This is a genomic window from Modestobacter sp. VKM Ac-2978 (assembly GCF_026968025.1).
Lineage (GTDB): Bacteria > Actinomycetota > Actinomycetes > Mycobacteriales > Geodermatophilaceae > Modestobacter.
Genome location: NZ_JAPVBP010000001.1, coordinates 229,029 through 255,931, shown reverse-complemented (window position 1 = coordinate 255,931; position 26,903 = coordinate 229,029). Strand labels below are relative to the sequence as shown.

Annotated in this window: 22 protein-coding genes; 13 read left to right on the top strand and 9 right to left on the bottom strand. The window is 69.0% G+C overall.

The window, feature by feature from the left end; all coding sequences use genetic code 11:
- The first annotated feature begins 39 nt into the window (after positions 1-39).
- Entirely contained in the window at positions 40-660 is a 621-nt protein-coding gene (locus tag O2W53_RS01160; protein ID WP_269161212.1) for an arsenate reductase/protein-tyrosine-phosphatase family protein, read from the top strand.
- Between the two features lie 12 nt (positions 661-672).
- On the opposite strand, the gene O2W53_RS01155 is transcribed toward O2W53_RS01160, so the two are convergent.
- The 3 genes from O2W53_RS01155 to O2W53_RS01145 all read right to left on the bottom strand — a co-directional run bounded on the left by O2W53_RS01155 (position 673) and on the right by O2W53_RS01145 (position 3,526).
- Positions 673-1,335 (bottom strand): arsenate reductase/protein-tyrosine-phosphatase family protein, encoded by a 663-nt coding sequence (locus O2W53_RS01155; protein ID WP_269161211.1) that lies wholly within the window; start codon positions 1,333-1,335, stop codon positions 673-675.
- 98 nt (positions 1,336-1,433) lie between these two features.
- Positions 1,434-2,810, bottom strand: coding sequence for a polysaccharide biosynthesis tyrosine autokinase (locus O2W53_RS01150; RefSeq protein ID WP_269161210.1), 1,377 nt, complete (start codon positions 2,808-2,810; stop codon positions 1,434-1,436).
- A gap of 149 nt (positions 2,811-2,959) precedes the next feature.
- The gene (locus O2W53_RS01145; protein WP_269161209.1) at positions 2,960-3,526 is read right to left on the bottom strand and encodes a hypothetical protein; all 567 of its coding nucleotides are present in this window, start codon (positions 3,524-3,526) and stop codon (positions 2,960-2,962) included.
- A 77-nt stretch (positions 3,527-3,603) separates the two neighbouring features.
- Here O2W53_RS01145 and O2W53_RS01140 point away from each other — a divergent pair, with 77 nt between their 5' ends.
- Entirely contained in the window at positions 3,604-4,914 is a 1,311-nt protein-coding gene (locus O2W53_RS01140; protein WP_269161208.1) for a glycosyltransferase family 4 protein, read from the top strand.
- Here the strand turns inward: O2W53_RS01140 and O2W53_RS01135 are convergent.
- Complete coding sequence (locus tag O2W53_RS01135; protein ID WP_269161207.1) at positions 4,853-5,818, bottom strand: GDP-L-fucose synthase family protein; 966 nt, start codon at positions 5,816-5,818, stop codon at positions 4,853-4,855. The genes O2W53_RS01140 and O2W53_RS01135 overlap by 62 nt on opposite strands.
- A gap of 89 nt (positions 5,819-5,907) precedes the next feature.
- On the opposite strand from O2W53_RS01135, the gene gmd reads away from it, so the two are divergent.
- The 3 genes from gmd to O2W53_RS01120 all read left to right on the top strand — a co-directional run bounded on the left by gmd (position 5,908) and on the right by O2W53_RS01120 (position 9,977).
- Positions 5,908-6,921 (top strand): GDP-mannose 4,6-dehydratase, encoded by a 1,014-nt coding sequence (gene gmd, locus O2W53_RS01130; RefSeq protein WP_269161206.1) that lies wholly within the window; start codon positions 5,908-5,910, stop codon positions 6,919-6,921.
- A 1,749-nt stretch (positions 6,922-8,670) separates the two neighbouring features.
- Positions 8,671-9,483 carry a glycosyltransferase gene (locus O2W53_RS01125; protein ID WP_269161205.1) on the top strand — a complete coding sequence of 271 codons (813 nt, stop codon included), beginning with the start codon at positions 8,671-8,673 and terminating at the stop codon, positions 9,481-9,483.
- Positions 9,468-9,977 (top strand): acyltransferase, encoded by a 510-nt coding sequence (locus O2W53_RS01120; RefSeq protein ID WP_269161204.1) that lies wholly within the window; start codon positions 9,468-9,470, stop codon positions 9,975-9,977. Before O2W53_RS01125 ends, O2W53_RS01120 begins: the two co-directional genes overlap by 16 nt.
- A gap of 652 nt (positions 9,978-10,629) precedes the next feature.
- Here O2W53_RS01120 and O2W53_RS01115 read toward each other — a convergent pair.
- Positions 10,630-11,691: a hypothetical protein gene (locus O2W53_RS01115; RefSeq protein WP_269161203.1), complete on the bottom strand. Its 1,062-nt coding sequence runs from the start codon at positions 11,689-11,691 to the stop codon at positions 10,630-10,632.
- Between the two features lie 550 nt (positions 11,692-12,241).
- On the opposite strand from O2W53_RS01115, the gene O2W53_RS01110 reads away from it, so the two are divergent.
- A complete protein-coding gene (locus O2W53_RS01110; protein WP_269161202.1) occupies positions 12,242-13,468 on the top strand; it encodes an ArnT family glycosyltransferase in 1,227 nt (408 codons plus the stop codon).
- A 26-nt stretch (positions 13,469-13,494) separates the two neighbouring features.
- On the opposite strand, the gene O2W53_RS01105 is transcribed toward O2W53_RS01110, so the two are convergent.
- A complete protein-coding gene (locus O2W53_RS01105; RefSeq protein WP_269161201.1) occupies positions 13,495-14,799 on the bottom strand; it encodes a hypothetical protein in 1,305 nt (434 codons plus the stop codon).
- Between the two features lie 685 nt (positions 14,800-15,484).
- Here O2W53_RS01105 and O2W53_RS01100 point away from each other — a divergent pair.
- From O2W53_RS01100 to O2W53_RS01075, 6 genes are all read left to right on the top strand, one after another.
- Complete coding sequence (locus O2W53_RS01100) at positions 15,485-16,381, top strand: alpha/beta hydrolase (protein ID WP_269161200.1); 897 nt, start codon at positions 15,485-15,487, stop codon at positions 16,379-16,381.
- Positions 16,382-16,428: 47 nt separating this feature from the next.
- A complete protein-coding gene (locus O2W53_RS01095; RefSeq protein ID WP_269161199.1) occupies positions 16,429-17,118 on the top strand; it encodes a YveK family protein in 690 nt (229 codons plus the stop codon).
- A gap of 71 nt (positions 17,119-17,189) precedes the next feature.
- Positions 17,190-18,608: a hypothetical protein gene (locus O2W53_RS01090; protein ID WP_269161198.1), complete on the top strand. Its 1,419-nt coding sequence runs from the start codon at positions 17,190-17,192 to the stop codon at positions 18,606-18,608.
- Positions 18,609-18,681: 73 nt separating this feature from the next.
- Entirely contained in the window at positions 18,682-19,815 is a 1,134-nt protein-coding gene (locus tag O2W53_RS01085) for a sugar-transfer associated ATP-grasp domain-containing protein (RefSeq protein ID WP_269161197.1), read from the top strand.
- Between the two features lie 76 nt (positions 19,816-19,891).
- Positions 19,892-20,632, top strand: coding sequence for a hypothetical protein (locus O2W53_RS01080; protein ID WP_269161196.1), 741 nt, complete (start codon positions 19,892-19,894; stop codon positions 20,630-20,632).
- On the top strand, positions 20,629-21,621 hold the full coding sequence (locus tag O2W53_RS01075; protein WP_269161195.1) for a sugar-transfer associated ATP-grasp domain-containing protein: 993 nt from the start codon (positions 20,629-20,631) through the stop codon (positions 21,619-21,621). The genes O2W53_RS01080 and O2W53_RS01075 overlap by 4 nt, the downstream gene beginning before the upstream one ends.
- Before the next feature lie 109 nt (positions 21,622-21,730).
- Here the strand turns inward: O2W53_RS01075 and O2W53_RS01070 are convergent, their stop codons facing one another.
- The gene (locus O2W53_RS01070; RefSeq protein ID WP_269161194.1) at positions 21,731-22,606 is read right to left on the bottom strand and encodes an ATP-grasp fold amidoligase family protein; all 876 of its coding nucleotides are present in this window, start codon (positions 22,604-22,606) and stop codon (positions 21,731-21,733) included.
- Between the two features lie 272 nt (positions 22,607-22,878).
- Here O2W53_RS01070 and O2W53_RS01065 point away from each other — a divergent pair, with 272 nt between their 5' ends.
- Complete coding sequence (locus O2W53_RS01065; protein WP_269161193.1) at positions 22,879-24,570, top strand: ABC transporter ATP-binding protein; 1,692 nt, start codon at positions 22,879-22,881, stop codon at positions 24,568-24,570.
- A 110-nt stretch (positions 24,571-24,680) separates the two neighbouring features.
- Here O2W53_RS01065 and O2W53_RS01060 read toward each other — a convergent pair whose 3' ends face one another.
- Together O2W53_RS01060 and O2W53_RS01055 are read right to left on the bottom strand one after the other, a co-directional pair.
- Complete coding sequence (locus tag O2W53_RS01060) at positions 24,681-25,685, bottom strand: glycosyltransferase (protein ID WP_269161192.1); 1,005 nt, start codon at positions 25,683-25,685, stop codon at positions 24,681-24,683.
- Complete coding sequence (locus O2W53_RS01055) at positions 25,682-26,803, bottom strand: acyltransferase family protein (RefSeq protein WP_269161191.1); 1,122 nt, start codon at positions 26,801-26,803, stop codon at positions 25,682-25,684. Before O2W53_RS01055 ends, O2W53_RS01060 begins: the two co-directional genes overlap by 4 nt.
- Between the last annotated feature and the right edge of the window lie 100 nt (positions 26,804-26,903).

Here is a 26,903-nt window from a genome sequence, read left to right as displayed (position 1 = left end):
GAGGGCGTGAGGTCGCTGCGCCGACCTAGCGTCCGGTGGGTGCGCATCGTCTTCGTCTGTACCGGGAACGTCTGCCGCTCACCGCTGGCCGAGCGGCTGGCCGCGACCTGGGCCGGTGAGTTCCTCAGCGAGAGCCCAGAGCTCGGTGCAGTGCACCTGGTCAGCGCTGGAGTCGAAGCCAGGGCCGGAGAGCCGATGGACCCGCACAGCGCGGAGGCGCTGCTGCAGCTCGGCGGCGACCCGGCCGGCTTCAGGTCGCAGATCCTGGACCGGGAGCTGCTCGCCGACGCCGACCTGGTGCTCACCATGACCCGCAAGCAGCGCGATGAGGCACTGCGTCTGGCGCCCCGCGGCCTGCGCCGTACCTTCACCCTCACCGAGGCGGCGGACCTCCTGCAGCAGGTCGACGTCACGGGCCTTCGGCTCCTTCCGCTGACCCAGCGAGCGCGGGAGCTCGGACGCCGGCTGGACGCCGCCCGGGCACGTCGGTTCACGACCGATGCCGATGACGTCGCCGATCCGATCAGCCAGCGGAAGGCCGAGCACGACGCCGTCGCCTCGACCATCGCCACCGCGCTTCGCCCGCTGGCCGAGGTGCTCTTCCTCAGCGTCCGATCCCATCCCGCCGTGCGGGTGGAGGACGACCGCATCGCCAGCTGACCAGTCGGCGGCTCAGCGAACCGGCGAGCCGGACGTCGCCCCGCCGGACTCCTCGGCGCCCTGTTGCGCCGGGGTCCGGAGTCGCAGGATCCGGTCCAGCAGGGGCACCAGGGCAGCGGCGATCTCCTCGCCCACTTGCTGGTGCACCTCGACCGGTTCACCGATCGGGTCCGCAACATCCTCGGCAGCAGTGCTGGACCGCCTGGAGCGCGCGGCAGCCAGTGCCCCGACGAGCGCACGGCAGCGAGCGGTGAAGGTCTCGCCCGGCAGCTCCTCGTCCTCCTCCAGCAGGCCGGCGAGGTCGGCGGCCTCGCGGAGGGTGAACGTGCGGGACAGCGCCCGGGGTGCGGCCTTGAGCACGGCCCGTCGGTGGTTCCGGGTCAGGGCCAGCGTGAAGTCGGCGTCGATGGCCATGCCGTCGAGCAGCTGGCGGGCGGTGAACTCGGCGGCGTCGCCACCGAAGCCCGCAAGGACGAGCGAGCTGTCGGGGTGCATCGCCGAGCCCACGACCGCCTGGGTGCCGGCACTGCGCAGCACGATCGCCGAGGCATCGTCACCGAGGGCTTCGTCGAGATAGGCGCGGGCCAGCCGCTCTGCCATGGCGGAGCGGCAGATGTTCCCCGTGCAGACGAACAGCACCGTGAACGGCGCGTCCGAAGGCCGGTGGCGAGACACCCGCCCAGTCTCCCCCGTCGAGATCAGGGCCCCCTGGGAGGGCGGCTCAGGAGGCACTAGAGCCGCGGCACTGCCCGCGCATGATCCACAGGATCACGTCAGCGGGCGGCGTGTGCGCCACCTCGATCGGCGTCGTAGCCGTAGTTGTAGCCGTACCCGTACGCCGAGCTGACCTCAGCCTTCGGCGGAACGATGTTGAGGATGATCCCGAGCGTGCGGGCACCCACCCGGTCCAGCGTGGCGCGCGCCTGCTGCAGCTGCTCCTTGCGGGTGCTGCCGTATCGGGTGGAGAGGACCACCCCGTCGACGATGACCGCCAAGCCGCTCGCGTCGGCCACCGGGAGGAGCGGAGGTGCATCGATGAGCACGAAGTCGTTCTTCGCGCGCAGGTCGTCGATGAGCGTGAACATGTGGCTGGAAGCCAGCAGCTCGCTGGGGTTGGGCGGGGTGGGCCCGGCTGCGATCACCTTCAGGTCGCCGTCGCCGTAGGGCTGGAGCACGTCCTCGAGCTCGGCGCTCCCGGACAGGATGTTGGTGAGCCCGGCTCCTCCGACCATGCCCAGGTAGCGGGTCACCCGTGGCCGACGCAGGTCACCTTCCACCAAGGTCACCGAGCGGCCGGCCTCCGCGAGGGCGAGCGCCAGGTTCACCGCGACGGTGGTCTTGCCCTCCGACGGCACGGCGCTGGAGATCATGATGGCCTTGGGTGGCTCGTCGACGTTGAGGAACTGCAGGTTGGTGCGCAGCTGCCGGTAGGCCTCGGCCGTCCGACTGGAGCTGCCCTGGTCGATGGTGTGCTCCTTGACCAGGGCCTCGTCACGCAGGATCACCCCGATGACCGGGGCGCCGGCGAGCTCCGCAGCCTCCTCGGCGTCTCGGACAGAACGGTCAAGCCGCACTCGGGCGATGGCCAGCGCGGCGCCGATGAGCAGCCCGACGAGTAGCCCCAGCGCCACGTTGCGTGCCGTCTGCGGGGAGCTCGGGACGGTGGGGACCTCAGGGCTGTCTGTGACCGCCACCCGGACGGGCGAAGGCCCGGCCTCCGGAGTCTCGAGCTCCCCGACAAAGGCAATGAACTCAGCCCCCAAGGTGGCTGCGATCTGTTGCGTCCGCTCAGGCGACGGATGGGTCACCGAGACATTGATCAGGACCGTGTCGGTCACAGCCGTCGCGGTGATCCCCGCGGTCAGCTCTGCTGCGGTGACGTCCAGGTCGAGCCGGTCGATGACCCGTGCGGCCAACTCTTCACCGGTGAGCAGTTGCGCATACGACGTGACCCGCTGTTGGGAGAACTGGCTGCCGGTGAAGACGTCGGAAGTGGACGTCGAATCCGTGGTGGAGACGAACAGCTGGGTGTCCGACGTGTACAGCGGGGTCTGCAGGAGGCTGATGGCCAACGCCACCACCCCGCCGGTCACCAGACCGACCGTTGGCAACCACCACCCGACGCGCAGCGCGGACAGCACCTCTCGCATTTCCACTTACGTCCCCGTTCGTCGGGGGCACTGCGTGGCTGTCGCCCATCGCACCGCCCGGCACCGGGACGATAGGTCACTGATCACCGAATGGACGAGCCCTTGCCTTGTGGGCGTCATCCCCCTGGGCGGGACGACGTGAGTTCACTTCATCCCTCGACAGCGCCGACGGCTGGAAAACGGGGTCGGAGCACCGCCCCACCGGGTTGACCGAACACCATGCCGTCCGGCACGTCTCCGGCGACCACCGTGCCGGGTGTCACCACGGCGGAGACGCCGATCCGACTGCCGCCGAGGACGATGCAGCGGGCAGTGACCCAGGCGCCGTCCTCCACGATGACGGGCTTGGTGATCAGGGCCATGTCGCGGCGCAGCGCATGGGACCCCGTGGTGATGAAAGAGCCCTGAGAGATCACCACGTCGGAGCCGATGGTCATCTGGTCCTGGTTGTGCAGCCAGACATCCTCACCGATCCAACTGCGGCTACCGATCACGAGCTTCCAGGGGAACCGGACCCGCAGCCGCGGGCGCAGGATGACGCCCGTGCCGATGCGTGCACCGAAGGCCACGAGCGCCGCCTTGCGCGCCCGGGAACTGATCTGCCATGGATTGGTCACAATCAGTAGTTCGGTGACGGCCCAGGCGTAGACCTTCCAGGCGGGCACATTCCAGCTTTCTCCGGCACCCGGAGCGACTGAGAGATCGATCACACGCATTCTCGACACCGAGCGAGGATACGGTTCACCGCACGGGGGCGCCGATTCGGCGCGCAATACAGCACCAGGAGAGTCGCATGGCACTAGTGGACCGTTCAAACGACCAGCGACTCAAGGTGGTGGTGGTCGGTCTGAACTACGCGCCGGAGACCACGGGCATTGCTCCCTACACGACCGGCCTCGCTCGCCACCTGTCTCGTGCGGAGCACGACGTGACCGTCGTGGCGGGCCACCCGCACTACCCGGAGTGGCAACTACATCCCGGTTACGAGGTCCCGCGCTCTCCGGAGGACGACCGTGGGGTCCACCTCATCCGAGTGGCTCATCCCGTGCCGGCCAACCCCCACGGCCTGGCGCGGGTGTGGATGGAGGTGGTCTTCGCCCTTCGGGCCGGCCTTCATCTGATCCGGGCGCGGCCGGCTGTCGTGGTCGTGGTGAGCCCGGCCATGCTGGCGTTGCTGCCTGCGGTCCTGCTCGGGCGCGTGCTCGGCTTTCGGGTGGGCGTGATCGTCCAGGACCTCTATGGAGCCGCCGTGTCGGAAGCTGGACTCGGCGGAGGCGCCCTCGCCCGGGCGACGGCATGGCTGGAGTTGTTCCTCTTCCGGCGCGTGCAGGGCATCGCCGTCATCCACGACGTCTTCCGGCGGAAGTTGATCAAAGCCGGCATACCCCGGGAGCGGATTGAGGTCATCCCGAACTGGGCCCACGTCACCATGCCAGTCGACGATGATCGCGCCGCCACGCGCCTCGCTCTCGGTTGGGGCGACGACGACTTCATCGCGCTCCATGCAGGGAACATGGGCGCGAAGCAGGGGCTGGAGGGGCTGATCGACGTAGCCCGGCTCGCCGAGCACCGCAGGAGCCGGGTGCGAGTCGTCCTGCTGGGCAACGGCGCGCGCAAGGAAGCACTACACGCCTACGCCGGGGGCCTGTCTCACGCCTCCTTCCTGGAGTCCTTGCCGGAAGGCCGGTTCGAGGCGGCCTTGGCGGCGGCGGACTGTCTGGTGCTGCACGAGAAGCCCGGCGTTGTCGAGATGTCGGTTCCCAGCAAGCTGACCACCTATTTCACCGCCGGTCGGCCGGTCGTCGCGGCCACTGACCCAAAGAGCGGTGCAGCCGCTCTGATGGCGCTCTCCGACGGAGGCCTCACCGTGCGCGCCGGAGATTCCGAAGCCATCCTCGCCGCGATCGAGACCCTGGCCGACGATCCAGACACGGCCAAGACGCTCGGGCAGAGCGGTCGCTACTACGCCGCCGAGCACCTAACTGGTGCCCGTTCACTTGCCATGTACGAGGCCTGGACCACAAGCCTCGCCACCCAACCGGTCAGCCCCGTTCCAGCGGGCCAGCAGCCAGCTGCTGCCGGTACCAGCGATACGTCTCACTGAGGCCGTCGCGAAGGCTGATCTGCGCCTTCCAACCGAGGCTGTGGATCTTGCCCACGTCCAGTAGCTTCCGCGGCGTCCCGTCCGGCTTCGAGGTGTCGAATGCGAGCTCACCGCGGTAGCCGACGATCTCCGCTACCAGCTGGGCGAGCTCCCGGATCGGCAGATCCTCCCCCACACCGACGTTGATCGGCTCCGGCTCGTCGTAGTTCTCCAGCAGGTGCACACAGGCCCGGGCCAGATCATCGACGTGCAGGAACTCGCGCCGCGGGGTGCCCGTGCCCCAGACCGTCACCGACTCAGCACCCACCCGCGCCGCCTCGTCGAACCGGCGAATGAGGCCTGGGAGCACGTGAGACCCGACCGGGTCGAAATTGTCACCGGGGCCGTACAGGTTGGTCGGCATCGCCGAGATGTAGTGAAACCCGTACTGCCGGCGGAGCGCCTGCACGTGGAGCACCCCGGCGATCTTGGCGATCGCGTAGGCGTCGTTTGTGGGCTCGAGCAGGCCGGTGAGGAGCGAATCCTCCCGAATCGGCTGCTCGGCGTACTTGGGGTAGATGCAACTCGACCCGAGGAAGAGCAGCTTGGTGACTCCGTGTCGCGCGGCCGCATCCAGCACGTTCAATTGGATGCGCAGGTTGTCCGACAAGAAGTCCGCCGGGTAGGTGCTGTTGGCCATGATGCCTCCAACCTTGGCGGCCGCGAGCACCACCGTGGCCGGCTGCTGCTCGGCGAAGAAGGTCTCAACCGCCACCGGATCGCGGAGGTCCAACTCCGCCGACGTGCGGGTCACCAGGTCATCGAAACCGATGCGCGCGAAGTGCCGTAGCACCGCGCCCCCAACCAGGCCGCGGTGGCCCGCGATGTAGGTGCGGGCACTTCGATCGAGTGTGCTCAGCGCCACAGTGGCTACTCCCATCCTTGAGTCACCCCCTACGCTACTGCCCGACGGATTCGGGACGGCCCGAATCATGCAGCAGCGGGGGCTGACAGATGGCGAAGACAGCGTTGATCACGGGCATCACCGGCCAGGATGGTTCCTACCTCGCGGAACTCCTGCTGAGCAAGGGCTACGAGGTGCACGGGCTGATCCGTCGATCGTCATCGTTCAACACCGAACGGCTCGACGACGTCTATCAGGACCCGCACACCGCCAACCAGCGACTATTCCTACACTTCGGCGACCTCAATGACGGTGTCACGCTAATCAACGTGCTGCGTGAGGTCAATCCAGACGAGGTCTACAACTTGGGCGCCCAATCGCACGTCCGCGTGTCCTTCGACCAACCGGTATTCACCGGGGACGTCACCGGAGTTGCCGCGATGCGGTTGCTGGAGGCGGTTCGTGCTGCCCGTGTCCGCACGAAGATCTATCAGGCATCATCGTCGGAGATGTTCGGCGCAACCCCCCCGCCACAGGACGAGCGAACTCCCTTCTATCCTCGAAGCCCTTACGGCGTAGCCAAGCTCTACGCATACTGGGCGACTCGCAACTATCGGGAGGCGTATGACCTGTTCGCAGTCAACGGCATTCTGTTCAATCACGAGTCCCCTCGCCGCGGCGCCACCTTCGTCACCCGAAAGGTCACCCGCGCGGTCGCACGGATCCAGGCTGGCCTGCAGGACAAACTCTTTATGGGGAATCTCGACGCGGTCCGCGACTGGGGTTACGCCCCCGAGTATGTGGAGGGCATGTGGCGAATGCTTCAGCACCCGGTACCCCAGGACTACGTACTGGCCACCAACACCGCCTACTCGGTTCGGGATTTTGTCCGGATGGCTTTCGAGCACGCTGGACTGGAATGGGAAAAGTATGTCGACTACGATCCGCGCTATGAGCGCCCAACGGAGGTTGACGCTCTCATCGGGGACTACAGTAAGGCCAAGACCGAGCTTGGCTGGGAGCCCAAGGTCTTAACACCCGACCTGGTGCGCATCATGGTAGACGCGGATGTCCAACTCCTCGACGACGAACGGTCTGGCAGGCGCGTTCGGCTGGACAGCTGACGTTGCCGAGAGCAATGAGGCCAACACCGTTCCCGTGGCGGTGAAGAATCATGCGCGTCGCCGGTTCAGCAGGCTGAAGACGCCCGCCACACCAGGTGATGGCGACAGTAACGCGTGCCGGATATCGCGCCGGCTAAGTATGCTCGTGTCGGCTCAGGCCGTCCCCTTAAGCCAGGTCGCCTACAGCTCAGCCTCTGCCGCACTTCCATTCTGCGTTTTCCTGTCCGACCTAGACCACCCATTGGCTACTCAGCTTCTGGCACTTCAGTTGGCTGCCACGCTTGGAGTAGCACTGGTTCGCGCCTTTATGTTGGAACCTGCCCTCAGCATTGGCCGAACGACTACCAGGCCAATCTCCAAAGCAGGCGCGGTAACACTTCCAGCGATTATATCCATTGGCATAGCCACCGTGTGCGCGGCGTCAGGAGAGTACGAACTCCTACCCTTTACCATCTTGGTGTTCGGTGCGATGGTCGGCGACTCGCTTCGTTACGTAAGCTGGTCGAATCGGAGATACGTGAACGTTCTCACGGGCGACCTAACCCTGGCACTGGGATCTCTCGTGAGCATTCTACTTTTTTCGTTCGATCAGGCATCCGATATATTGGCGACTTGCGTACTGGGGACCACATACGCCGCCTGGATCGCCATCCTCGTAGGGACAGGCACAGGCCGCTCGGACCGACAAAAGCCAGTTCCCCTCCGGGAAGCCGCTTCCCTGGGAAAATTCCAGGTGCTTGAACAGGGCCTCGGGCTAGCGGCGCTTCAGTTGCCAGCTATCCTTTTCGCAGCCGACCCTCTCCGTTTCGGCTTTGTACGCCTAAGCCAGTCCCTCTTGGGCCCGCTCAATACACTGCAACAAGCTTTGGGCACAAAGATTCTGACGTCTACACGGAGAGCAGAATCAAGAGTGGCCTTCTTGGCGCTCTTGCTGGGAGCAGTGTCGCTGCTGTTTGCGCTCGGATTGGGTGGCGGCATCCTGACACTTGGCTCACGAACCATGGCAGGGATATTCGCTCCCATAGCCATAGTCATGGTCTTTACAGCCTTTTCCGGCCCGTTTATATACGAGCTACGGGCCAACTCGCATCAACGGCGCGGGCTCATGGTCCGACTTGTGGTGACGACAGCAGCTGCGGCTTCCACCCTATTAGCATGGGTGATTTCGGAATCCGCCCTAATCGCACTGTGGTATTGGGCCGTGACCATGGCTCTACTATCCGTCACCCTTTGGCCGTTCGCCGCCACGCGTAGACGGAGGGCGATTGACGCATGACCGCCTTTTTTCCAATTGCGAGCTCCATATTTGCGCTAGCAGCATTTCGCGGACCGACACGGGGTTGGGTGCGCTTCGTTCTCCCGCACTCTCAGATGGTCATCGCATTGATTCTGCTGATGACCGTTCGCCCTATTGCGATGGCTACGGCCGTACGTACCTAGTATTGGGCATGTTTGGCTCATTAAGGCGACCCAGCAAGGGAGATCGGGATGTCCAAAGAATCGACAGGTGAAGCTTCGATGGTGGTGCTTCAACCAGCTATGGGCTCATACAGACAGTCCCTTTTGGATGCACTTGAGGGATCCGCGAGTCTTCGCTTTCTTGTCGGTGATCGACACTTTGTGCAGTCCGTCGCGACGGACGTTCAGTCACCCTTGGTGCAAAGCACAGGAGCAAACCGATACATCCTTGGCAGAAGGCTTGGCTGGCAGCGCGGCGTATGGGGAGCTGGGATCCGATGCTCCAGCTTGATGGTTGAGCTGAATCCGAGGAATCTGAACACCATAGTCCTGCTGTTAACGAGGCGGGTGCTTAAGCGACGAACCACAGTCTGGGGACATGTGTGGCCACGTTCCGGCAAAGACTCCGCCACGGCCAGACTTCGACTGCTGCTGTGTCAAATTGCAGACGGCGCATTGCTTTACACGGATCGGGAGGCAGGCGAGCTGAGATCTGCGCTTCCGAATGTAAAGACCTACGTGGCGCACAATTCACTGTACCCGCGCTGGCGTATGGGAGCGTCCGAAACGGCACCGGAGCCCGAGCGATTCGTATGGATTGGGCGACTGTCCGCCGATAAGAATCCCCTGCTCGCCATTAATGCGTTTGGCCACTACCGAGCGAATGGCCACGCTGCGGCGAAACTCGTCGTCTTTGGCTCAGGCAACCAAGAAGGGGCCCTTCGTGAGCAAGTTGGGCGCCTGAAACTGGATGATCATGTTGACTTTCGTGGCTGGGTTAACGACCCCGTAGTTCTGCAGAGCGAGTTCCAGCGCGCCGTCGCTTGCATCTCGTCTGGATATGTCGGGCTCAATGTCACTCAGGCGTTGGGCTTTGGCTGCCCGGTGATTTGGCCGTTTGGCGTAAACCATGCCCCCGAGTTTGTTCTTCTAAATGAGAGGAACAGTGTTTCTTTCGCTGCAGGCGACCACGAGAGCCTTTCGGGCGCGATGTCGCAAATAGCGAGTATGGAGGTCGATCGCCACGAGATCGCAAAGGTCGTTGCTGATACGTACTCGACAGAGAAGATGGCTGAGGGGCTACTGGCATGTCTGATCAACTAGGTCCAGAACGACGAATTCCCGGGATTCTGTCTGTGCTTAGAGCTCCGCTAACCGCGACCAGACTGCTGCGCATCAGGTTGAAGTACCGAGGCGTCCTCAAGCATGGCTCGCGGTTTCGCATCGGCGGCGGGGCGGTCTTCGCCAGTGAGGGTCCAATAGTCTTCGGCGACCGAGTCAGCATCGCTCGCGGCCTGCACGTCGAGACCACGTTATCCGTTGGCGACGACGTACTAATATCAAGCAATGTCGCGTTCATTGGCAATGATCACCCGTTCGACGATTCCGACCAAGTTATCACCAGCTTCGCCAGAGCGGGCCAGAGCAGCACAACGGTCGGGTCTGACTGTTTGATCGGGTACGGGGCGACCGTGCTGGGGAACATTAGAATAGGCCGAGGGTCAGTCGTCGGAGCAAGGGCTGTCGTCACGCGCGATATTCCGGAGAACTCTGTGGTCGTGGGATCGCCTGCGAGGATTATACGCAAGCGGCGCTAGGCTCTTCATCTAGCTTCGAGTCGGTGAAGAGGAAATACTGATTGCAAGCGGTAGCCGGGCAAGGTGTGGTCTTGGCCGACCGAGCCTGCCGAAACGAAGTCGCCGGGCGGCCCTCGTTGGCACCACCGGTTATCGAGCTGGCCATCGGCCAGGTCGCGACGCCGCGGGCGACTTGGCCGGGCGCTCCTTGTGAGTCACGGACGACCAGACGCTCTCGGCGGAGGGCTGGCCGGGGCCAGGTGGCGACGCGAAGGCCATCCAGCAGCTTTGTCACCCGGTCCGGAGTGCCGACCCACCGCGGAGTCCGGCACCTCATCTGCCAGCACGGTCGCTGTAGCCGCCGCATCGCCAGGTGTGCATCCCTGTTGGCGACCGGATCAGCTCGTTCAAGGTAGGAGCAGGTCCGCGACCAGTTGGTGCAGACCAACGACCTGCTCGCTTCTACGAGGGACCTGCGCCGGGTAGCCCGGCCTACGGGTCGATCGACTCCGGCGCTGACGAGGTGGCTGGAAGGTCCGACTCGAGCGAGCCTTACGCCGACGAGTTCAGCAACCAGGGTCGGTCTGGGGTCTGCGGGTGAAACGCAGTTGCGCCGGAGCCGGGTGAACCACCCGACTCCGGCGCGACTGCTGGCGCCTGTTGCTACTTCGACTCAGCGGTAGCCGGGCGAGGTGTAGCGCTGGCCGACCGAGCCGGCCGGGACGAAGTCGCCCGACGACGGGCGCCCCTGCCGCACGCTGCCGGAGATCGAGCTGTCCCTCGGCCAGGTCGCAACCCCGTTGGCGACCTTTGCCGCGCACTGCTTGTGGGTGACCGAGGGCCACACGCTCTGGCCGAAGGGCCGGCCCGGCCGGGGGTTGACGTAGACGCCGTCCAGGGCCAGCGGGTAGTCGTCGTTGCAGTCGGTCCAGATGTAGTAGCCACCCTTGTCCACCGTGCCGTCGTTGGTCCCGACGATGTTGGTGTTCCGGATCGTGCCGCGGCCGATCGGGCCGGTGTTCTCGAACACGTGCAGACCCTGGAAGTTCGACGAGCCGGTCAGCCGGTCGATGCGGTACTCCCGCAGCCCGCCCCAGGGCTGGAAGACGTCGGAGTGGTTTCCCCTGCTGCCGCCCCGCAGGCCGTCGACCCGCACGTTCTGGATCTGCAGCACGGCCTTCGGGGCGTTGGCGGCGATGCCGTCGGTCTGGGCACCGGTCACAGCCCCGTTGATGTGCACGCCCTCGATGTGCACCGTGCCGGTGCAGTTGCGCACGTAGATGGCGCGCTGGTCATGGCCGCCGACCTTGGCCGAGGGCAGTGCCTTGATGCTGCCGCCGATGATGACGGCGTTGCGGCAGTCCGCGATCGTGATCGGGCCGACCGCACGATCCGTGGGCAGCTTGATCAGCACGTCACCGCCGCGACCGCTCACCGTCGTCAGCGACGTCGTCGCCGTCACCTTGGTGACGGGGTAGTTGGCGTAGCCGGCGGGCGGCCTCCAGCTGAGCGCGGGGCGGCTGGCCGCCGCGGCGACCACCTCGATCTGTGTGGACGCGAGCGCCAGACCAGGCGCGGGCGCCTCCGGTTCGGCGGCATCGGTGACGGTGGTCGTCACCGGCACGAGGCAGCCGAAGGCGAGCGCGAGCGCGAGCCAACGGCTGCGGCCGCCCGCGATCGCGCGGCGCGTGGCCGAGGCGGACTTTCGTGAGGAGACGAAACGGGAGCGAGGCACGCGGGGGAAGGTAGCAGTGGGGTTACGTCACACCGCACATCTTGTGGAACTGCTCGGTCCGGTGATAAGGGAGCCACCACCAGTGACCCTGCGCCTACCGAGCGAACCGGCCCACCGCACGCCGTGGGTCAACGGTCTCGACAAAGTCACCGACAGTTCACCCCGCGAACGAGACCCCCGGCCGCAGATGCACCAGCTCGCAGCGGTTCCACGCTGAGGGGCGCCCCAGACAAGGCTGACGCGCTGACGATCGACCTATTGCGCGCCCGAATGTCCAACATTGCAATCGGTGCCACTTCCAGCGCTCAGCGTGATGACCCAACCACAGGTAGAACATCACTTGCTCAACGGCGCGTGACGGTCTTATTGCCCACAGTTCGAATGGTCAACTACCGGACACGTTGAGCCCCCGGAGTGCCAATAGCTCAGCTACGGTCCCCCGAACTACCGACCACGGGGGTCGAGAACAGTGACACGTTTGCTGAGAGCAGTTCGGGCGAACCGAAACTGGCTCACCTGGGCGACTTTCTGGTGCGCCTCTGCAGTGGTCATGGCCTTCGCACTGGCAACAGGTGACCTGTCCTACCGCGACGAACGGGGCTACGTCACCATTGCCGATTCGGTGCTGCGCGGTGATGGCTACCAACTGGACGGGGAGACCACCGCCTACCGGCCGCCGGCCTGGCCCCTGCTGCTCGCCGTGTTCCGGCTCCTCGGCACACCGATCGAGCTGCTCGTAGCCGTGTCGGCGGCACTTCTCGTCGTGTCTGCGCTGTTGGCCCGCCGGATAGCAACACATGTCGCAGGGCCGTCGGCGGGTTGGATCGCGGCCTTCCTGCTCCTGCTCTACCCGCTGAACGTCTACACCGCGGCCACCCTGTACCCGCAGACGCTGGCGATGGCCGCATTGCTCGGCGCGGTCGCAGTGAGCCTCAACGACCCCCGGGCGGCGCGGCCGTGGCGCGGAGCCGCCGTCGGACTGCTGTCCGTCGTCGTCCTGTACTCAGCGCCGACCCTGGCCTTTGCAGCCCTCATCGTCGTCCTCTGGGCGTTGTGGCGGTTCCGTCACCAGACCCTTCGCTTCGTGGTCCCGGCGGTGCTGGCCGGATTGCTTCCCGTGGCGCTCTGGACGGCACGCAACGCTGTCGCCTTCGATGCGTTCGTCCCGGTCAGCACCGCCACCGGCGTGAACCTGCTGCTGGGGAACTCAGCGGAGGCGACGCCGACCTCTGGGGTCACGGCCGACATGGACAGCTACCGAGAAGCCGCCGAGCGCGAGGCCATGACGGAGAGCGAGAAGAGCGCCTTCTACACCGACGCCGCATTCACGTGGGTGAGCGAGCACCCTGGTGAGGCAGCGCAGCTGTACCTGGGCAAGGTGGTGAACTACTTCGCGCCGTACAACGAGCCCGCATCCGCGACCGGCGGCGGCACACTGGAGCGGCTGGTGTCGTACCTGACGTTCGTGCCGCTGGTCGCATTGGTGCTCGTACGGCTGGCACTGTGGCGCAAGTTCCCGCCGAAGCCGCCGGAGCTGCTGCTGCTCACCGTCTTCATGACCAGCGCCGCCTTCATGGCGCTGACCTTCACCAGGACGCGATTCCGGCAGCCACTGGATTCCATGCTCATCATCGAGGCCGCGGTGTGCTCCGCTCTTCTCGCCGGGATGGTGCTGCGTGAAAGGCGTGCGGACCACCAAAGCCGAGTGCCTCGCCCCCGGAAGTCCGGGGACGAGGCACTCAGCGCCGCCTCTCGGCGGCATCAGATCGGTCGCTGAGCGCGACTGGGGAGTCTGACCAGGGGTCAGCGGTAGCCGGGCGAGGTGTAGCTCCGGCCGACCGAGCCGGCAGGGACGAAGTCACCCGACGACGGGCGACCCTCCCGCACGCTGCCGGTGATCATGCTGTCCTTCGGCCAGGTAGCCACGCCGTTGGCGACGTTCGCCGCACAGGTCTTGTGGGTCACCGAGGGCCAGACGCTCTGCCCGAAGGGGCGCCCGGGCCGCGGGGCCACGTAGACGCCGTCCAGCATGATCGGGTAGTCGTCGTTGCAGTCGGTCCAGATGTAGTAGCCACCCTTGTCCACCGGGGCGTCGTTGTGCCCGGAGATGTTGGTGTTCCGGATGACGCCGCTACCGATCGGCCCGGTGTTCTCGAAGATGTGCAGACCCTGGAAGTTCGACGACCCGGTCAGCCGGTCGATGCGGTACTCCCGCAGCCCACCCCAGGGCTGGAAGACGTCGGCGTGGTTCCCGGTGCTCATGCCGCGCAGGCCGTCGACCCGCACGTTCTGGATCTGCAGGATCGCCTTCGGCGCGTTGGCGGCGATGCCGTCGGTCTGCGCGCCGCTCACGGCGCCGTCGATGTGCACGCCCTCGATGTGCACGGTGCCGGTGCAGTTGCGCACGTAGATCGCCCGCTGGTCGTGGCCGGCGACCTTGGCGGAGGGCAGCGCCCGGATGCTGCCGCCGATGATGACGGCGTTGCGGCAGTCCGCGATCGTGATCGGGCCGACCGCGCGATCCGTGGGCAGCTTGATCAGCACGTCACCGCCGCGGCCGCTCACCGTCGTCAGCGTGTCGGTGGCCGTCACGTTGGTGACGGGGTAGTTGGCGTAACCGGCGGGCGGTGCCCAGCTGAGCGCTGCACCGGACGTGGTGGTCGCCGGCGCGGGGGCCGGTGCGGCGACCTGCTCGACCTTCACCGGCGCGGGGGCCGCAGGAGCAGGTGCCGCCACCTGCTCGGTACGGGGCGCCACGGGAGCAGGGGCAGGGGCGGGTGCCGGGGCTGACGAGGAGGCCGCGAGGCTGTCGGCCCGCGCATCCGCCGACGCACTGGCCCGGGCGCCACCGGTCGCCTCCTTGACCGCGTCCTCGGTCGGCGCCTGCGTCTCGGCCGCGATCGGCGCAGGGGCGGCCTGACCCGGCGCGGGGGCAGCGACGTCGGCGGCGGGCACCGGCTCGGCCGCACCGGTGGCGGCTTCGGTCACGGGCACGAGGCACCCGAAGGCGATCGCGAGGGCGAGCCAGCGGCTGCGCCCACCGCCCATGATCGCGCGGCACGTGGCCGAGGCGGACTTTCGCGGGGAGACGAAACGAGAGCGAGGCACGCAGCGGAACGTAGCAGTTTGATTACGTCACGCCACTGCCTTGTGAGACTGCTGGGTCCGGTGATACGGGAATCACATTGTGTGACGGCACGTCCGTGGAAGGGCCGGCCTGCCGACGCGGCGGTGCGACGGCCTCGACAGGTTCATCGGCAGTTCATGCGACGACCGGTACCGGCTGACAGCACATCCTCGATCCTGTCCGCGGTCACTGCGCGGCGTGCACCCCAGCAGCACTCCGAGGACCAGGCGCGCGACGACGCGGGCACCCACCGCAGCACCCGATCCAGTGAATGAGCTACCCCTCCACGCGCGCACGCGGATTAAACTGGCCGCTCGCCACGCTGTGGGAACTCGACGAGTAAGGACGCGCGGCAGTCACTGTGAGCGATCACTTCCCGTCGTATGTGAGTCACGTCACTCATGCTCCGCCAGCAGCCCGGCGAGCTCGGCCTCCCCGCTCCCGCCGTGACAGCGCTCACGGCCAGCACGGAGCCCTCGACGCTAGGTTCGTCACGTTGCGACCCACCCCCTACCCCGCGACGGCAAGATGATGCAGCGCAGCCGCGCAGCACTGATGAGCCGACGGCCTCGACGAGACCCGGCCCCGCTGTCCTCGAACACCAGGGCCCTCGTCCGTCGCCGCCCGACGGATTCGAGAACCCCGATGCACGTGAAGAGCCCCGCCATGTCGCGACCCGGCCTCCCCGCTGCGGCCCTGGGCGTGACCGCCCTGGTCCTGACGCTGAGCGCCTGCTCCTCGTCGTCCGAGCCGACGGCTCGGCTCGACCCCGGTCCGGACAACGTGCGGGTGGAGGAAGGCCTCACCTACTGGTCCGACGACCAGAGCGAGCTGAAGCTCGACGCCTGCCTCCCCACCGACGCCGACGAGCCGGTCGCCGCCGTGCTGCTCGTGCACGGCGGTGGCTTCACCGAAGGCACCCGCGACAGCAGCGGACTGCGCACGCTGTGCGAATTGACAGCCGAACAGGGCGCGGCCGCCTTCTCGGTCGACTACCGGCTCGCACCGGAGTTCACCTACCCCGCCCAGGTCGACGACCTCGCCAACGCGGTGCAGTGGCTACGCGAGCCCGCCCAGGTGGAGGCGTTCGGCATCGACCCGGCCCGGATCGGCGCCATCGGCAGCTCGGCCGGGGCGATCATCGCGCAGAGCCTGGCCACCCGCGGCGAGGGCCCGCTCGACACCGGTGCCCGGCTGGGCGCGGTGGCGTCCCTGAGCGGCGTCTCGGTGCTGTCCCCCGAGGGCCTGGAGCTCGGCCGGCCCAGTGAGCAGGCCGCCGACCTGGTGCTGAACTACCTCGGCTGCACCTCGGTGACCGACTGCCCGCAGTCGGTACCGGCCTCCCCCATCACCGGGGTCGACCCCTCCGACCCACCGATGCTGCTGGTCAACGGCACCGACGAACTCGTACCCGAAGAACAGCCCGAGGCGCTGGCGACAGCGCTGGAGGACGCCGGCGTCCCAGCAGAGCTGCTGATCGTCGATGCACCCAGCCACGGGATCACGCTGCTCGACAGCGACGTGCGACGTGCGGTCCTCGGCTTCCTGGAGGAGCAGCTGTGACCAGCACGCCGGACTCCCGCACCCCAGCACCCGAGAGGACCCCCTACATGACCATCGACACCGCTGCGCCCCCGCTCCCCCGGTACCGCCACGAGGACCCGGGCTCCATGCAGCTGCGTGACGTGCTGCGCGTGATCCGCCGCAGCTGGCTGATCATCGTGGCCGCCGTCGTCGCCGGGCTCCTCGCCGGATGGCTCGTCACCGTCTTCATGCCGGAGCGCTACGAGACCGAGACCAAGGTGCTCGTCGACCCGGTCATCTCCGTCGCCGTCGACGGCACCACCCCCGCCAACAGCGTGTCCCAGGCATCGGCGCTCGTCGCCGACCGCGTGGAGACCTACGCGGCGCTGGCCCAGACCCCCGCGGTGCTCGACCCCGCCATCGACGCCATCGGGGCGGACGTCGCCTCCACCGATCTCGTGGACAACGTCACCGCGGAGGTGCTCCCCCGCACCTCCATCATCAACATCACGGTCGAGGCCAGCACCCCGACGAACGCCGCGGAGCTCGCCAACGCGATCGCCGCCAGCCTCATCACCCAGATCGAGGGCGAGGACGCCGCCGCCAGCCCGGTCAACGTGACCGGCACCGTGGTGGAGGCGCCGGAGATCCCCGACGAGCTCGCCTCGCCGCTGCTCCTGCTCAACCTGCTGGTGGGGCTCGCGGTCGGCCTGCTCGTGGCCTTCCTGGTGATCGTGTTCCGCCAGGCGCTCTCCGCGGGCACCCGGGGACGCTGATGTCGGCACCGCCGACGACCGCAGCGGCCCCCGCGCGGTCCGGCCCGGGAACGCCTCCCGGGCCCGCCTGGGTGGCTGCTGCCGCCGTCCTGGCTTTCGTCCTGGCCGCCCTGGCCTGGTTCGAGCCGGTCGTGCCGCTCGCCCTGCTCCTCGCCCTCACCGGGGTGCTGATCGCCGCGTTCCAGCCGAAGCTCTTCGCGCTGCTGGCCCTGATCGTGGTCATCCTCTCGGCACCCATCCAGAACCTGGCCGGGCAGCTGGGCACCTACGCGGACGAAGGGGTGATCGCCCTCGCCGTCGTCGCCCTCAGCACCCGCCGCCTGGTCACCGAGGGACGACTGGTCTGGCTGCCGGGGACCGGCTGGTTCGTGGGCTTCCTCGTCGCCGGGCTGCTCAGCTCCCTGCTGGCGGAGGTCCCCGCCGGGCTCGCTGTCCCCGCTGCCTTCATCGCCGTCAAGGGCGTGGTGTTCGCCTTCGCGCTCGCCCAGCTGCACTGGACCCGCGACGACCTGGCCCTGCTGGTCCGCCTCGGCATCACGGCGATCGTGGTGATGGCCTTCACCGCACTGCTGAACCTCGCGCTCCCGGCGGCGTGGGCGAACTTCACCACCGGGCGTCCGCCGATCAGCTACATCGGCCCGTTCCCGGCGATCAACGGTGCGTTCCAGCACCCGGCCGCCTTCAGCCGGTTCAGCGGGGTGCTCGCCGTCGGCGCGCTCGTCTACGGCCTGGTGGTCCGCCGTTCCCTCGCCAACACGATCCTCGTGCTGCTCTCCGGTGGCCTGGCCTTCCTGACCTTCCAGGTCAAGTCCATCGTCGGGCTGCTGGCCACGCTGGCGGCGGTCGGCACCCGCTTCCTCAGGCCGGTCGGGGTCGCGGCGCTCCTCGCCGTCGGTCCGCTCGTGGCGCTCCTCACCGTGCCGCCGCTCGCGGCGCTCATCGGTGGCGACATCGACATCTACCTCAACCAGGACTCCGCCCGCTCCATGCTCACCGCAGGTGGGGTCACCGTCGCGGCACAGTTCTTCCCGTTCGGCGCGGGGTTCGGCCGGTACGCCAGCTCGACGGCCGCCGACGACTACAGCCCGCTGTACTACGCACTGGGCTTCCCCGGCCGCTACGGCCTGGGCCCGGGGCCGGACTCCGGTCAGTTCCTCAACGACTCCCAGTGGCCGGCGATCTACGGCGAGACCGGCTGGTTCGGCGCGTTCTGCTTCGCGGCCGGGCTCGCCTGCATGCTCGTCGCCCTGCTCCGGCGCGTCTCCGCCCGCGAGGACGTCCTGGTCCGCTGGATCCGGATCACCGGGGTCGGGTGGCTGGTCCTGCTGCTCGTGGAGTCCGCGGTGGCCCCGGTGTTCGTCTCGTCGCCGTCCTTCCCGTTCGTGTTCGCGGCCGCCGGCGTCATCGCCTCCCTCCGCGTCGACGCCCGGCAGGCCGCCGCCCTGGGCCGCCCTCCGGTCACGGGGCACCGGGAACCGACCGTTTCTTGATCGTCTTCGGGCACAATGCCGTGGCCGGCCGCCACCCCGGCGACCTCGAGAGCCCAGCGGTAGGAGGAGGAACGTGGCCCTGAGCAGGCTGCAGCGCACCAAGTTGGTCTGGCTGTGGGGTTATCGGCCCGCGGACATCGCCGCCTACGGCTTCGCCGACGGGCGCCCGGCCACCGACGCCGGCCGGTACCTGGGCAGCGACTGGAACCGCAGGTTCGTCCAGGACGTCGTCAACGACCCGCGCAACCACGTCCTCACCGAGCACAAGTGGGTCTTCTACCGCTTCGCCGACGGGTTCGGGTTGCCCGTGCCCCCGACCATCGGCTTCTTCGACAGCGTCCAGGGCACCACCTGGGACGGCGAACGCCCGCTGCGGACCGTGCCCGAGGTCCTCGCCGAGCTGGACCGCCAGCGTCCGTCCGGGCTGGTGGTGAAGCCGGCCGGCGGCGGGCAGGGCGCGCAGATCGTCATCCTCGACCGGATCGACCACGCGACCGGCACGGCCACCACCCGCACCGGCGAGGAGACCACCCTCGAGCGTGTCTTCGCCGCACTCGACCCGGGCGGTGAGCGCGGGGTCAGCGGCTACGTCCTGCAGCACGCCGTCCGCAACCACCCGGAGCTGGCACCGCTGGCCCCCACGACGACCAACACCTGCCGCGTCCTGACCACCGTCGCCGCCGACGGGACGGCGCACGTGCACGCCGCGAGCATCCGGCTCGGCCGACGCGGCGGCATGATCGACAACTGGGGGTCCGGCGGGGTCAGCATCCCGATCGACGTGGCCACCGGCGTGATGGGCCCCGGCATCCTCAAGGGGGTGCCGGGTGACCTGACCGAGCACCCCGACACCGGTGAGCGGTTCGCCGGCCGGGAGCTGCCCCTGTGGCAGGAGACCGTCGAGCTGTGCCGCCGCGCCGCCGTCCTCTTCCCCGGGCTGCGCTTCCTCGGCTGGGACGTGGTGATCGGCCCGGACGGGCCGGTGCTGCTGGAGGGCAACGTGCACTGGAGCCTGCGCGGCTCCCAGATGCTGGCCGCCGACGGCTGGCTCGCCGACCCGGACACCCGGGAGCGGGTCGAGTGCCTCGGGGTGCCGCTGCCCACCGGCCGGGTGTCCCGGCAGGTCGCCGCCGGCATGCTCCTCCGCGGTCGGGACCGCGCCCGTCGGGTGGTCCGGCGGGCCGGGCGCACCCTCACCTCCCGATGAACCCCGGTACCGGACGGGGCCACCCGTCCGGTACCGCACCCGGCCCGTGACCCCTGGAACGAACGAGAGGACGGCGATGAGTGCCGCCGAGGACCACGCCCCCATCCGACTGCTGTGGACCGGAGGCTGGGACTCCTCCTTCCGGCTGATGCAGGCGCTGCTCGTCGAGCACCGGCCGGTGCAGCCGATCTACGTGGTCAACCCCGAGCGGCGCAGCACCCTGCTGGAGCTCAGCACGATGGCCCGGATGCGCGAGCAGCTGCTCCAGCGGCTCGACGACCCGGCGATGCTGGCCCCGGTCGAGATGCACCTGCGCTGGGACTTCCCGCCGTCGGAGGAGCTCCAGGCCCTCAACGCGTCGATCCTGCGCAACGGCACCTGGATCGGCAGCCAGTACGTCTACCTGGCCGGGGTCGCCGAGCGACTCGGCTGGTCGGGCGTGGAGGTCTGCATGCAGGCCCACGACGACGGCCCCACCGCGCTGCACCGCCTCGTCTTCACCGACGACCGCGGGACGCTCAGCTCCGCGCCCGAGGCGCAGATGTTCCGGTTCTGGTCCTTCCCCGTCCTCCGGACGACGAAGGGCGAGATGGCCCAGATCGCCCGGGAGCACGGCTTCCTGGACCTGCTGTCCCAGCGCTGGTTCTGCCACGACCCGCTGGGCGACCTGCCCTGCGGTCAGTGCCGGCCCTGCCAGCTGACCAACCGGGACGGCGTGACCTTCGCTCCCCCGGCGCTCGTCCTCGGCCGCAAGCTCGTGCGGACCCAGCGCCGGGTGACCCGGGCTGCCAGGCGCCGGGTGCGGCGCACCGCATGACCAGCCGCGCCACGCTGCTGCGCACCATGGCGCGGTTGGAGCGGCGCCAGTACGCCGGCCGCCTGCACCCGTCGATGTGGCGGCGCGGCTTCCTCTCCAACCGCTGGTACGCCTACCCCGGCATCCACGACCCCGCCGTCCCGTTCATCAGCGACGCCGCGGTCGAGGCCCGGCTGCGCCGGCTGAACCACCCGGCCGGCGCACGGCTGCTGGAGGACAAGAACGTCTTCGCCGACGTCGTGGTCGCCCGCGGCCTCGCGGCGGCCGCCCCCGAGGTCTACGGCGTCGGGCTCCGCGGCACGCTGCACGGCCGGTCGGCCGCGGCGCTGGACCGGATGCGGGCCGCGCCGGACGTCGTCCTCAAGCCCCTCGACGGCGCCGGCGGACGCGGGGTCCGCATCGTGGCGGGCGAGCAGGTCGAGGGCCTGGTCACCGGCGAGCCGGGAGCCGCCGTGCTCGTGCAGGAGCGACTGGAGCAGCACCCGCAGCTCCGGGCCGTCCACCCGGGCTCCCTCAACACGCTCCGCGCGCTGGCCATCCGGCTGCCGGACGGCGACCCGGTGGTCGCCGCCGCGGTGCACCGGTGGGGCACCGCGGCCAGCGGCGCCGTCGACAACGTCAGCTCGGGGGGGCTGTGCAGCGCCGTCGACCTCGCGACCGGGCGCCTCGGCCCGGCGGTGGGACGGCCGCGGGAGCGGGGGCGGCCGACGTTCGACCGGCACCCCGACACCGGGGTGCCGATCGCCGGGGAGACCGTGCCGCACTGGGGCGAGGTGCTCGACCTGGTCGGGCGGCTGATGGCGGCCTTCCCGGAGGTGACGCACGTCGGCTGGGACGTCTGCGTCACCGACCGCGGCCCACTGGTCCTCGAGGGGAACGCCGGCGTCCCGAACCTCAACGTGTTCCAGTTCCACGGGTCCTTCCTGGCCGACCCGCGCGTGCGGCGCTTCTACATCGACCACGGCCTGCTCGACCGCCGGCACGCCTGAGGCCGCGCACGGGGGTGGCGGCCTCGCCGTCCCCTCGCGTACAGGCCGGCCCCGCTCCTTGCCCGGCCCCCCTGCGCCGAGGAGCGCTCGCGCGGCCGCCGTGCGGAGCTCAGCGGAGGCGGAGCAGCCGCCTCGTCCCGGAGACGGGGAGCTGCCACCAGCTGCCCAGCAGCCGGTCCAGCTCCGGCTCGTACCGGGCCAGGCCCGCCGCGGGGTAGGGGGTCAGCTCGCCGAACCACAGCACCCCGTCGTGCTCGTAGAAGTCCACGCGCATCATGTCGAAGTCCGCCGCCAGCTGGGACGCCGCCTTCAGCATGTCCTCCAGCCGCTCCGGCCGGGCGGTGTCCGGCCCGGGGGCGTACCCGCCGTTCCAGGGCAGCGGCTCCCAGTCGGGGGTGTAGTACCGCGCCCGGTGCACGTTCCCGTCCCGGCTGTGGACGGCGATCGCACGGGGCCGGCCGTCGAAGACGAACAGCTTGAGATCGGCGGGCACCTCACCCGGCGTGCCGATGAACTCCTCGACCAACAGACCGGGGCGCGCCGTGCGGTAGGCCCACTCGCCACTGCGCCGCCAGTACGGCTCGCTCACCCACCCCTCGACCTCCGCGGCGAGCGCCTCCACGTCGGCCGGGCCCCCGCTGATGACGACGCGCTGGCTCGCGTGGTTCGGCTTCAGCACCCAGTTCGCGGGGAGGTCGACGTCCCGCAGCTCGGCGACGTCCGTGCCGAACCAGTAGGTCTCCGGCGTACGGGTCAGGCCCGGCGCGAGCCGGGCGGCGTGCTCCTTCATCGCCAGCTTGTCGCAGGTGAGCCGGAGCAGCTCGCGGCGGTCACGGGTCACCCGCCACTGGACCTTGTCGTTGAAGGTCTCGAAGTCCACCAGCGGAGGTAGCCGACCGTGCCGGAGGTAGAACTTCCTCGCCCGGCGCAGCTGGACAGGGACCAGCCGCTGCGGGTCGAGACGGGGGAACGGCGCACGGGCCACGGCGCACACTCCAACAGACGAGCGCCGACGCCGCAACGTCGACCCCCCTCGCCGCCGTTCCCCAGTGTGGGCGACAACGCTCCTGACGGCCAGCGGGCGACGGTAGGGTCCTCCGTGACCTGACCCCGGCCGGGGTCGTGCACTCGAGTCCGGGAGAGCAGTTGTCACTGCCGAAGCAGTGGCCGACACCCACCAGGGTCGTCCGGCGCTACAGGACCGCGTGGCAACAGTTCGGCCCCTTCCTCGGCTCGTCGAAGTCGCGCATCGCACTGATGGCCGGCGGCTCCGTGATCGCCGGCCTCGTCGAGGCCGCACTGCTGGCCCTGGTCGCCTCCCTCGCCACGGCGCTGTCCCAGGGGCAGACGCAGGTGGACGCCATCCCGGGCCCGATCGACGTCACCGCCCCGCTGGTCGTCCTCTGCGCGGTCGGGATGGGGCTGGCCGTCTTCCGCGGCGCACTCCAGGTGTGGCTCGCCTACGTTCCCGCCTCGATGAGCGCGTCGGTGATGGCCGCCCTCCGGCGTGACCTGTTCGAGCGGTTCACCTCGGCGTCCTGGAAGATCCAGTCGGCGGAGCGCGACGGGCACTTCCAGTCCCTGATGACCACCCAGGCGATCCAGGCCTCGGCGGCGGTCACCACCCTCTCCGAGGGCATCAGCGCGGTCCTCATGTTCTTCACGCTGCTCGCCTCCGCCTTCCTGCTCAGCGCCCCGACGGCGCTCATCCTCATCGGGGCCTCGGCGGTCCTCTTCCTGATGCTCGCCCCGCTGGCCCGCCGCCAGCGCGGCCACGCCCGGGCGTTGAGCGCGGAGAACGTCGAGTACGCCAAGGGCGTGCAGGAGATGGTCCAGCTGGCCGAGGAGACCCAGGTCTTCGGGGCCAACCGGGCCTACCGCCAGGCGGTCGAGGAGATGATCCAGGAGGTGCGTCGTCCGCTCCTGCAGACCCGCTTCCTCAACCGCGCGGTGCCGGCGCTCTACCAGAGCGTCGCCTTCTTCCTGCTGCTCCTCGCCCTCACGATCGTCCACCTGTCCGGGGCGACGGCGATCGGCGAGCTCGGCGCGGTCGTCCTCATCCTCATCCGGTCGCTCACCTTCGGGCAGCGGATCCAGGCCTCCTCCACCCGGATGAACGAGCTGATCCCCTACATGGGCCGGCTGCGCCGCGCGCTCGACCACTACGCCGACCACACCCGGCAGGACGGCGAGCACCCGCTGGACCGCATCGAGCGGCTCGGCATGTCCCACGTGGACTTCGCCTACGACTCCGGGGCGCCCGTCCTCCACGACCTCTCCTTCGAGGCCCGCCGCGGCGAGGTCATCGGCATCGTCGGCCCGTCCGGGGCCGGGAAGTCCTCCATCGTGCAGCTGCTGCTGCGCCTCCGGCTGCCCACCACCGGCACCGTCACGGTCAACGGACGGGACGGCCGCGACTTCCGACTCGGCGACTGGCGGCAGCGCGTCTCCTACGTGCCGCAGAGCCCCCAGTTGCTCTGGGGCACCGTCGCCGACAACATCCGCTTCTACCGCGACGACATCTCCGACGCGGAGGTCGAGGAGGCCGCCCGCAAGGCCTCGCTGCACGAGGAGATCCTCAGCTGGCCGAAGGGCTACCAGACGGTCATCGGGCAGCGGGCCGCGGCGATCTCAGGGGGCCAGCGGCAGCGACTGTGCCTGGCGCGCGCCCTGGCCGGGCGCCCCGACGTGCTGATCCTCGACGAGCCCACCAGTGCGCTGGACGTCAAGAGCGAGCAGGCGGTCCAGGAGTCCCTGGCGCGGATGAAGGGCGAGGTCCTGCTCTTCCTCGTCGCGCACCGGGTGTCCACGCTGTCGATCTGCGACCGGGTCATGGTGATGGGCGCCGGCCGGCTCCAGGGCATCGACGAGCCCGAGGTCCTGCTGCGCGACAACGACTTCTTCCGGGAGATCACGGCCATCTCGCAGGCCGGGCACAGCGTCACCTGACCCCGCCCGCGACCGGCGCCGTCGACGGTCGCACCGGCTGGGTCAGCAGGCCGGACGAGCGCCCCGTGCGCCGTCCGGCCCCCTGACCGCCGCGCGCAGCGCGGCAGCGGTCAGGGTCGGGAGAGCGACGTGCCGGACTCGCCGGTCGTGCCGGCGTCGGTCTCGACCCGGACGCGCGCCGCAGCCGCGACGACCTCCGGGCAGAGCTCGTCGACCTCGACGGCGAAGCCGATCCCGCTGCTCTTCATCAGGTCCGCCAGCTGCTGCTGGTGGTTGTCGACGTGCTCGCCACGGGAGCGGCGGCGGACGACGGCGATCGGCGCGATGCCCATCTCCAGCAGCCCGAGGACGCTGCCCACGCCGGCGTGGGTGATCACCACGTCCGCCTCGCGCGCGTGCCGCTCGAAGTCCCGGGCGGGCAGCTCGTGGTGGACCTGACCCGGCAGCTCGACGGCCGGCTCGGTCTCCCCCAGCTGCCAGACCGTGTGCTCGTCGGCCAGGCCCAGCTCCAGGACGCGGTCGACGATCGAGTGGAACGGGTAGCCGCGGAGCGTGCCGAGCGTGATGAACAGCCGGGCCTGCCCCTGGCGCTGCACCGGCCGAGGCGCCATCCGGAACGCCGAGAACACGCTCGGGTGGGTGCCCCAGCGACCCCCCGCCCAGCCCGGGTGCTGTGTCCGCAGCTGGGCGAAGCGCATCGCGGCCAGGACCCGGCCGCTGACGGAGGGGCCGTTCACCCGCGAGACGCTCTCGATGTAGAGCGTCGGGATCCCGGCCAGGTGCGCGGCGGGCAGCGCGGCCAGCGCCAGCGCCGACCCCGTGCTCACCGCGGCGTCGAACTCCTCGGCCCGCAGCCGGGGCAGGATCGACCGGAACGCACGCGCGATCTTCACCCCCTCCCGCGGACGGATGTAGGGCACGTGCAGGACGTTCCGGCCCGCCAGCAGCGACTCGCTCTGCGCGGTGGGGAAGGTGATCCAGAGCGAGTCGGCGGAGGCCCCGAGCCCCGGCGCCAGCCGGACCAGTTGGGCGAGGTGACCACCGGTGGACGCGGCCAGCACGAGCCGCCGCTCGGCGCCCGGCCGGAGCTCGGGCAGTTCCCGGGGCATCGTCATTCCCTCTTCTCGGTGGGCCGGGGCGTCAGGTCGCGCTGTGGGCTGACCGCCGCCTCCGGGTCGTTGGGGGTGGGGTCCTGCCGCACCCCGCGGGGACGGGGACCGCGGAGGAAGGCCGGTGGCGCGTACAGCCAGCGGACCCGGCTGGTGAGCCGGGCGAGACCGAACGACGCCAGGACGGTGAGGACCACCAGCGCGATCTGCACGCCGACGTCGACCCACCGAGGCCATGCGGGGTCCAGCAGCCCGATCAGCGCGGTCGCCACCACGATGACGTAGAGGTGCAGCAGGTACAGCTTCAGGCTGGCGGTGCCCATCGAGGTGAAGATGCCGAAGCCCGGCAGCCGGACCAGGTACCGGGTGATCAGGATGCCGACGGCCACGGCGGCGAGCTGCCCGACGAGCACCACGAGCGGCACCCAGCGGAAGCCCAGGACGATCAGCGCGGTGGACACGACCAGCGCGGCGAAGGCGATCCCGAGGTGCACCGGCCGCGCCCGCTCGACGAGGTCTCGGATCTCCCGGGAGAACACCGCGCCCAGCACGAAGAAGAAGAACAGTGCGCCGACCCGGTTCCAGCCGATGTTGTGCGCGTCGACCAGGCCGCTGGTGAAGAGGGTGGACACCAGGCCGGAACCGGCCAGCTGCACCCAGATCGGCGCCCGGGCGATCAGCCAGCGGCCGAGCGTGAACAGGAAGAGGGCGTAGAGGAACCAGTAGCTGCTGCTCGGCCAGAACAGGATGAGCGGCAGGGCCAGCGGGTCGGTCGCCGGGATCTCACCGAGCTCGCCGTTGAGCCCGGGGACGACGAAGTAGAAGACGGTCCGGATGACCGACCACAGCACGTAGAGGTACAGCAGCGGCAGCAGCCGCCGCTTCCACAGCGCGCGGAACTTGGTGGCCCCGTGCCGGCCGGCGAAGATCCCGGCGATCAGGAAGAACGCCGGCATCGGGAAGAGCTCGAAGACGGCCTTGGCCCGGCCGAGCACCGCGTCGACGTCGGCGGTCTTCAGGTACAGGGTCACGTGGTAGGCGATGACCATGAAGATGGCCAGGCCCTTGACGGGCTCGAGCCACGCGAACCGCCCCGTCGTCGGGGCAGTGCTCTGGGCGCTCATCGAGGATCCGTTCTTCCTACGGCCTGGTCCGTCGCCCGACCGTGTCCGGTCACCTGGACCCGCGGGAACCCGAGAGTCCGCGCGGACCCTAACAGCCGGT

Excerpts from the sequence above, each read along its gene's own strand:
- O2W53_RS01150 (WP_269161210.1), bottom strand. The coding sequence starts at position 2,810 with ATGCGAGAGGTGCTGTCCGCGCTGCGCGTCGGGTGGTGGTTGCCAACG.
- O2W53_RS01145 (WP_269161209.1), bottom strand. The coding sequence starts at position 3,526 with ATGCGTGTGATCGATCTCTCAGTCGCTCCGGGTGCCGGAGAAAGCTGG.
- O2W53_RS01140 (WP_269161208.1), top strand. The coding sequence starts at position 3,604 with ATGGCACTAGTGGACCGTTCAAACGACCAGCGACTCAAGGTGGTGGTG.
- gmd (WP_269161206.1), top strand. The coding sequence starts at position 5,908 with ATGGCGAAGACAGCGTTGATCACGGGCATCACCGGCCAGGATGGTTCC.
- O2W53_RS01125 (WP_269161205.1), top strand. The coding sequence starts at position 8,671 with ATGGTTGAGCTGAATCCGAGGAATCTGAACACCATAGTCCTGCTGTTA.
- O2W53_RS01120 (WP_269161204.1), top strand. The coding sequence starts at position 9,468 with ATGTCTGATCAACTAGGTCCAGAACGACGAATTCCCGGGATTCTGTCT.
- O2W53_RS01110 (WP_269161202.1), top strand. The coding sequence starts at position 12,242 with ATGGCCTTCGCACTGGCAACAGGTGACCTGTCCTACCGCGACGAACGG.
- O2W53_RS01100 (WP_269161200.1), top strand. The coding sequence starts at position 15,485 with ATGTCGCGACCCGGCCTCCCCGCTGCGGCCCTGGGCGTGACCGCCCTG.
- O2W53_RS01095 (WP_269161199.1), top strand. The coding sequence starts at position 16,429 with ATGACCATCGACACCGCTGCGCCCCCGCTCCCCCGGTACCGCCACGAG.
- O2W53_RS01080 (WP_269161196.1), top strand. The coding sequence starts at position 19,892 with ATGAGTGCCGCCGAGGACCACGCCCCCATCCGACTGCTGTGGACCGGA.
- O2W53_RS01075 (WP_269161195.1), top strand. The coding sequence starts at position 20,629 with ATGACCAGCCGCGCCACGCTGCTGCGCACCATGGCGCGGTTGGAGCGG.
- O2W53_RS01065 (WP_269161193.1), top strand. The coding sequence starts at position 22,879 with ATGGCCGGCGGCTCCGTGATCGCCGGCCTCGTCGAGGCCGCACTGCTG.
- O2W53_RS01060 (WP_269161192.1), bottom strand. The coding sequence starts at position 25,685 with ATGACGATGCCCCGGGAACTGCCCGAGCTCCGGCCGGGCGCCGAGCGG.
- O2W53_RS01055 (WP_269161191.1), bottom strand. The coding sequence starts at position 26,803 with ATGAGCGCCCAGAGCACTGCCCCGACGACGGGGCGGTTCGCGTGGCTC.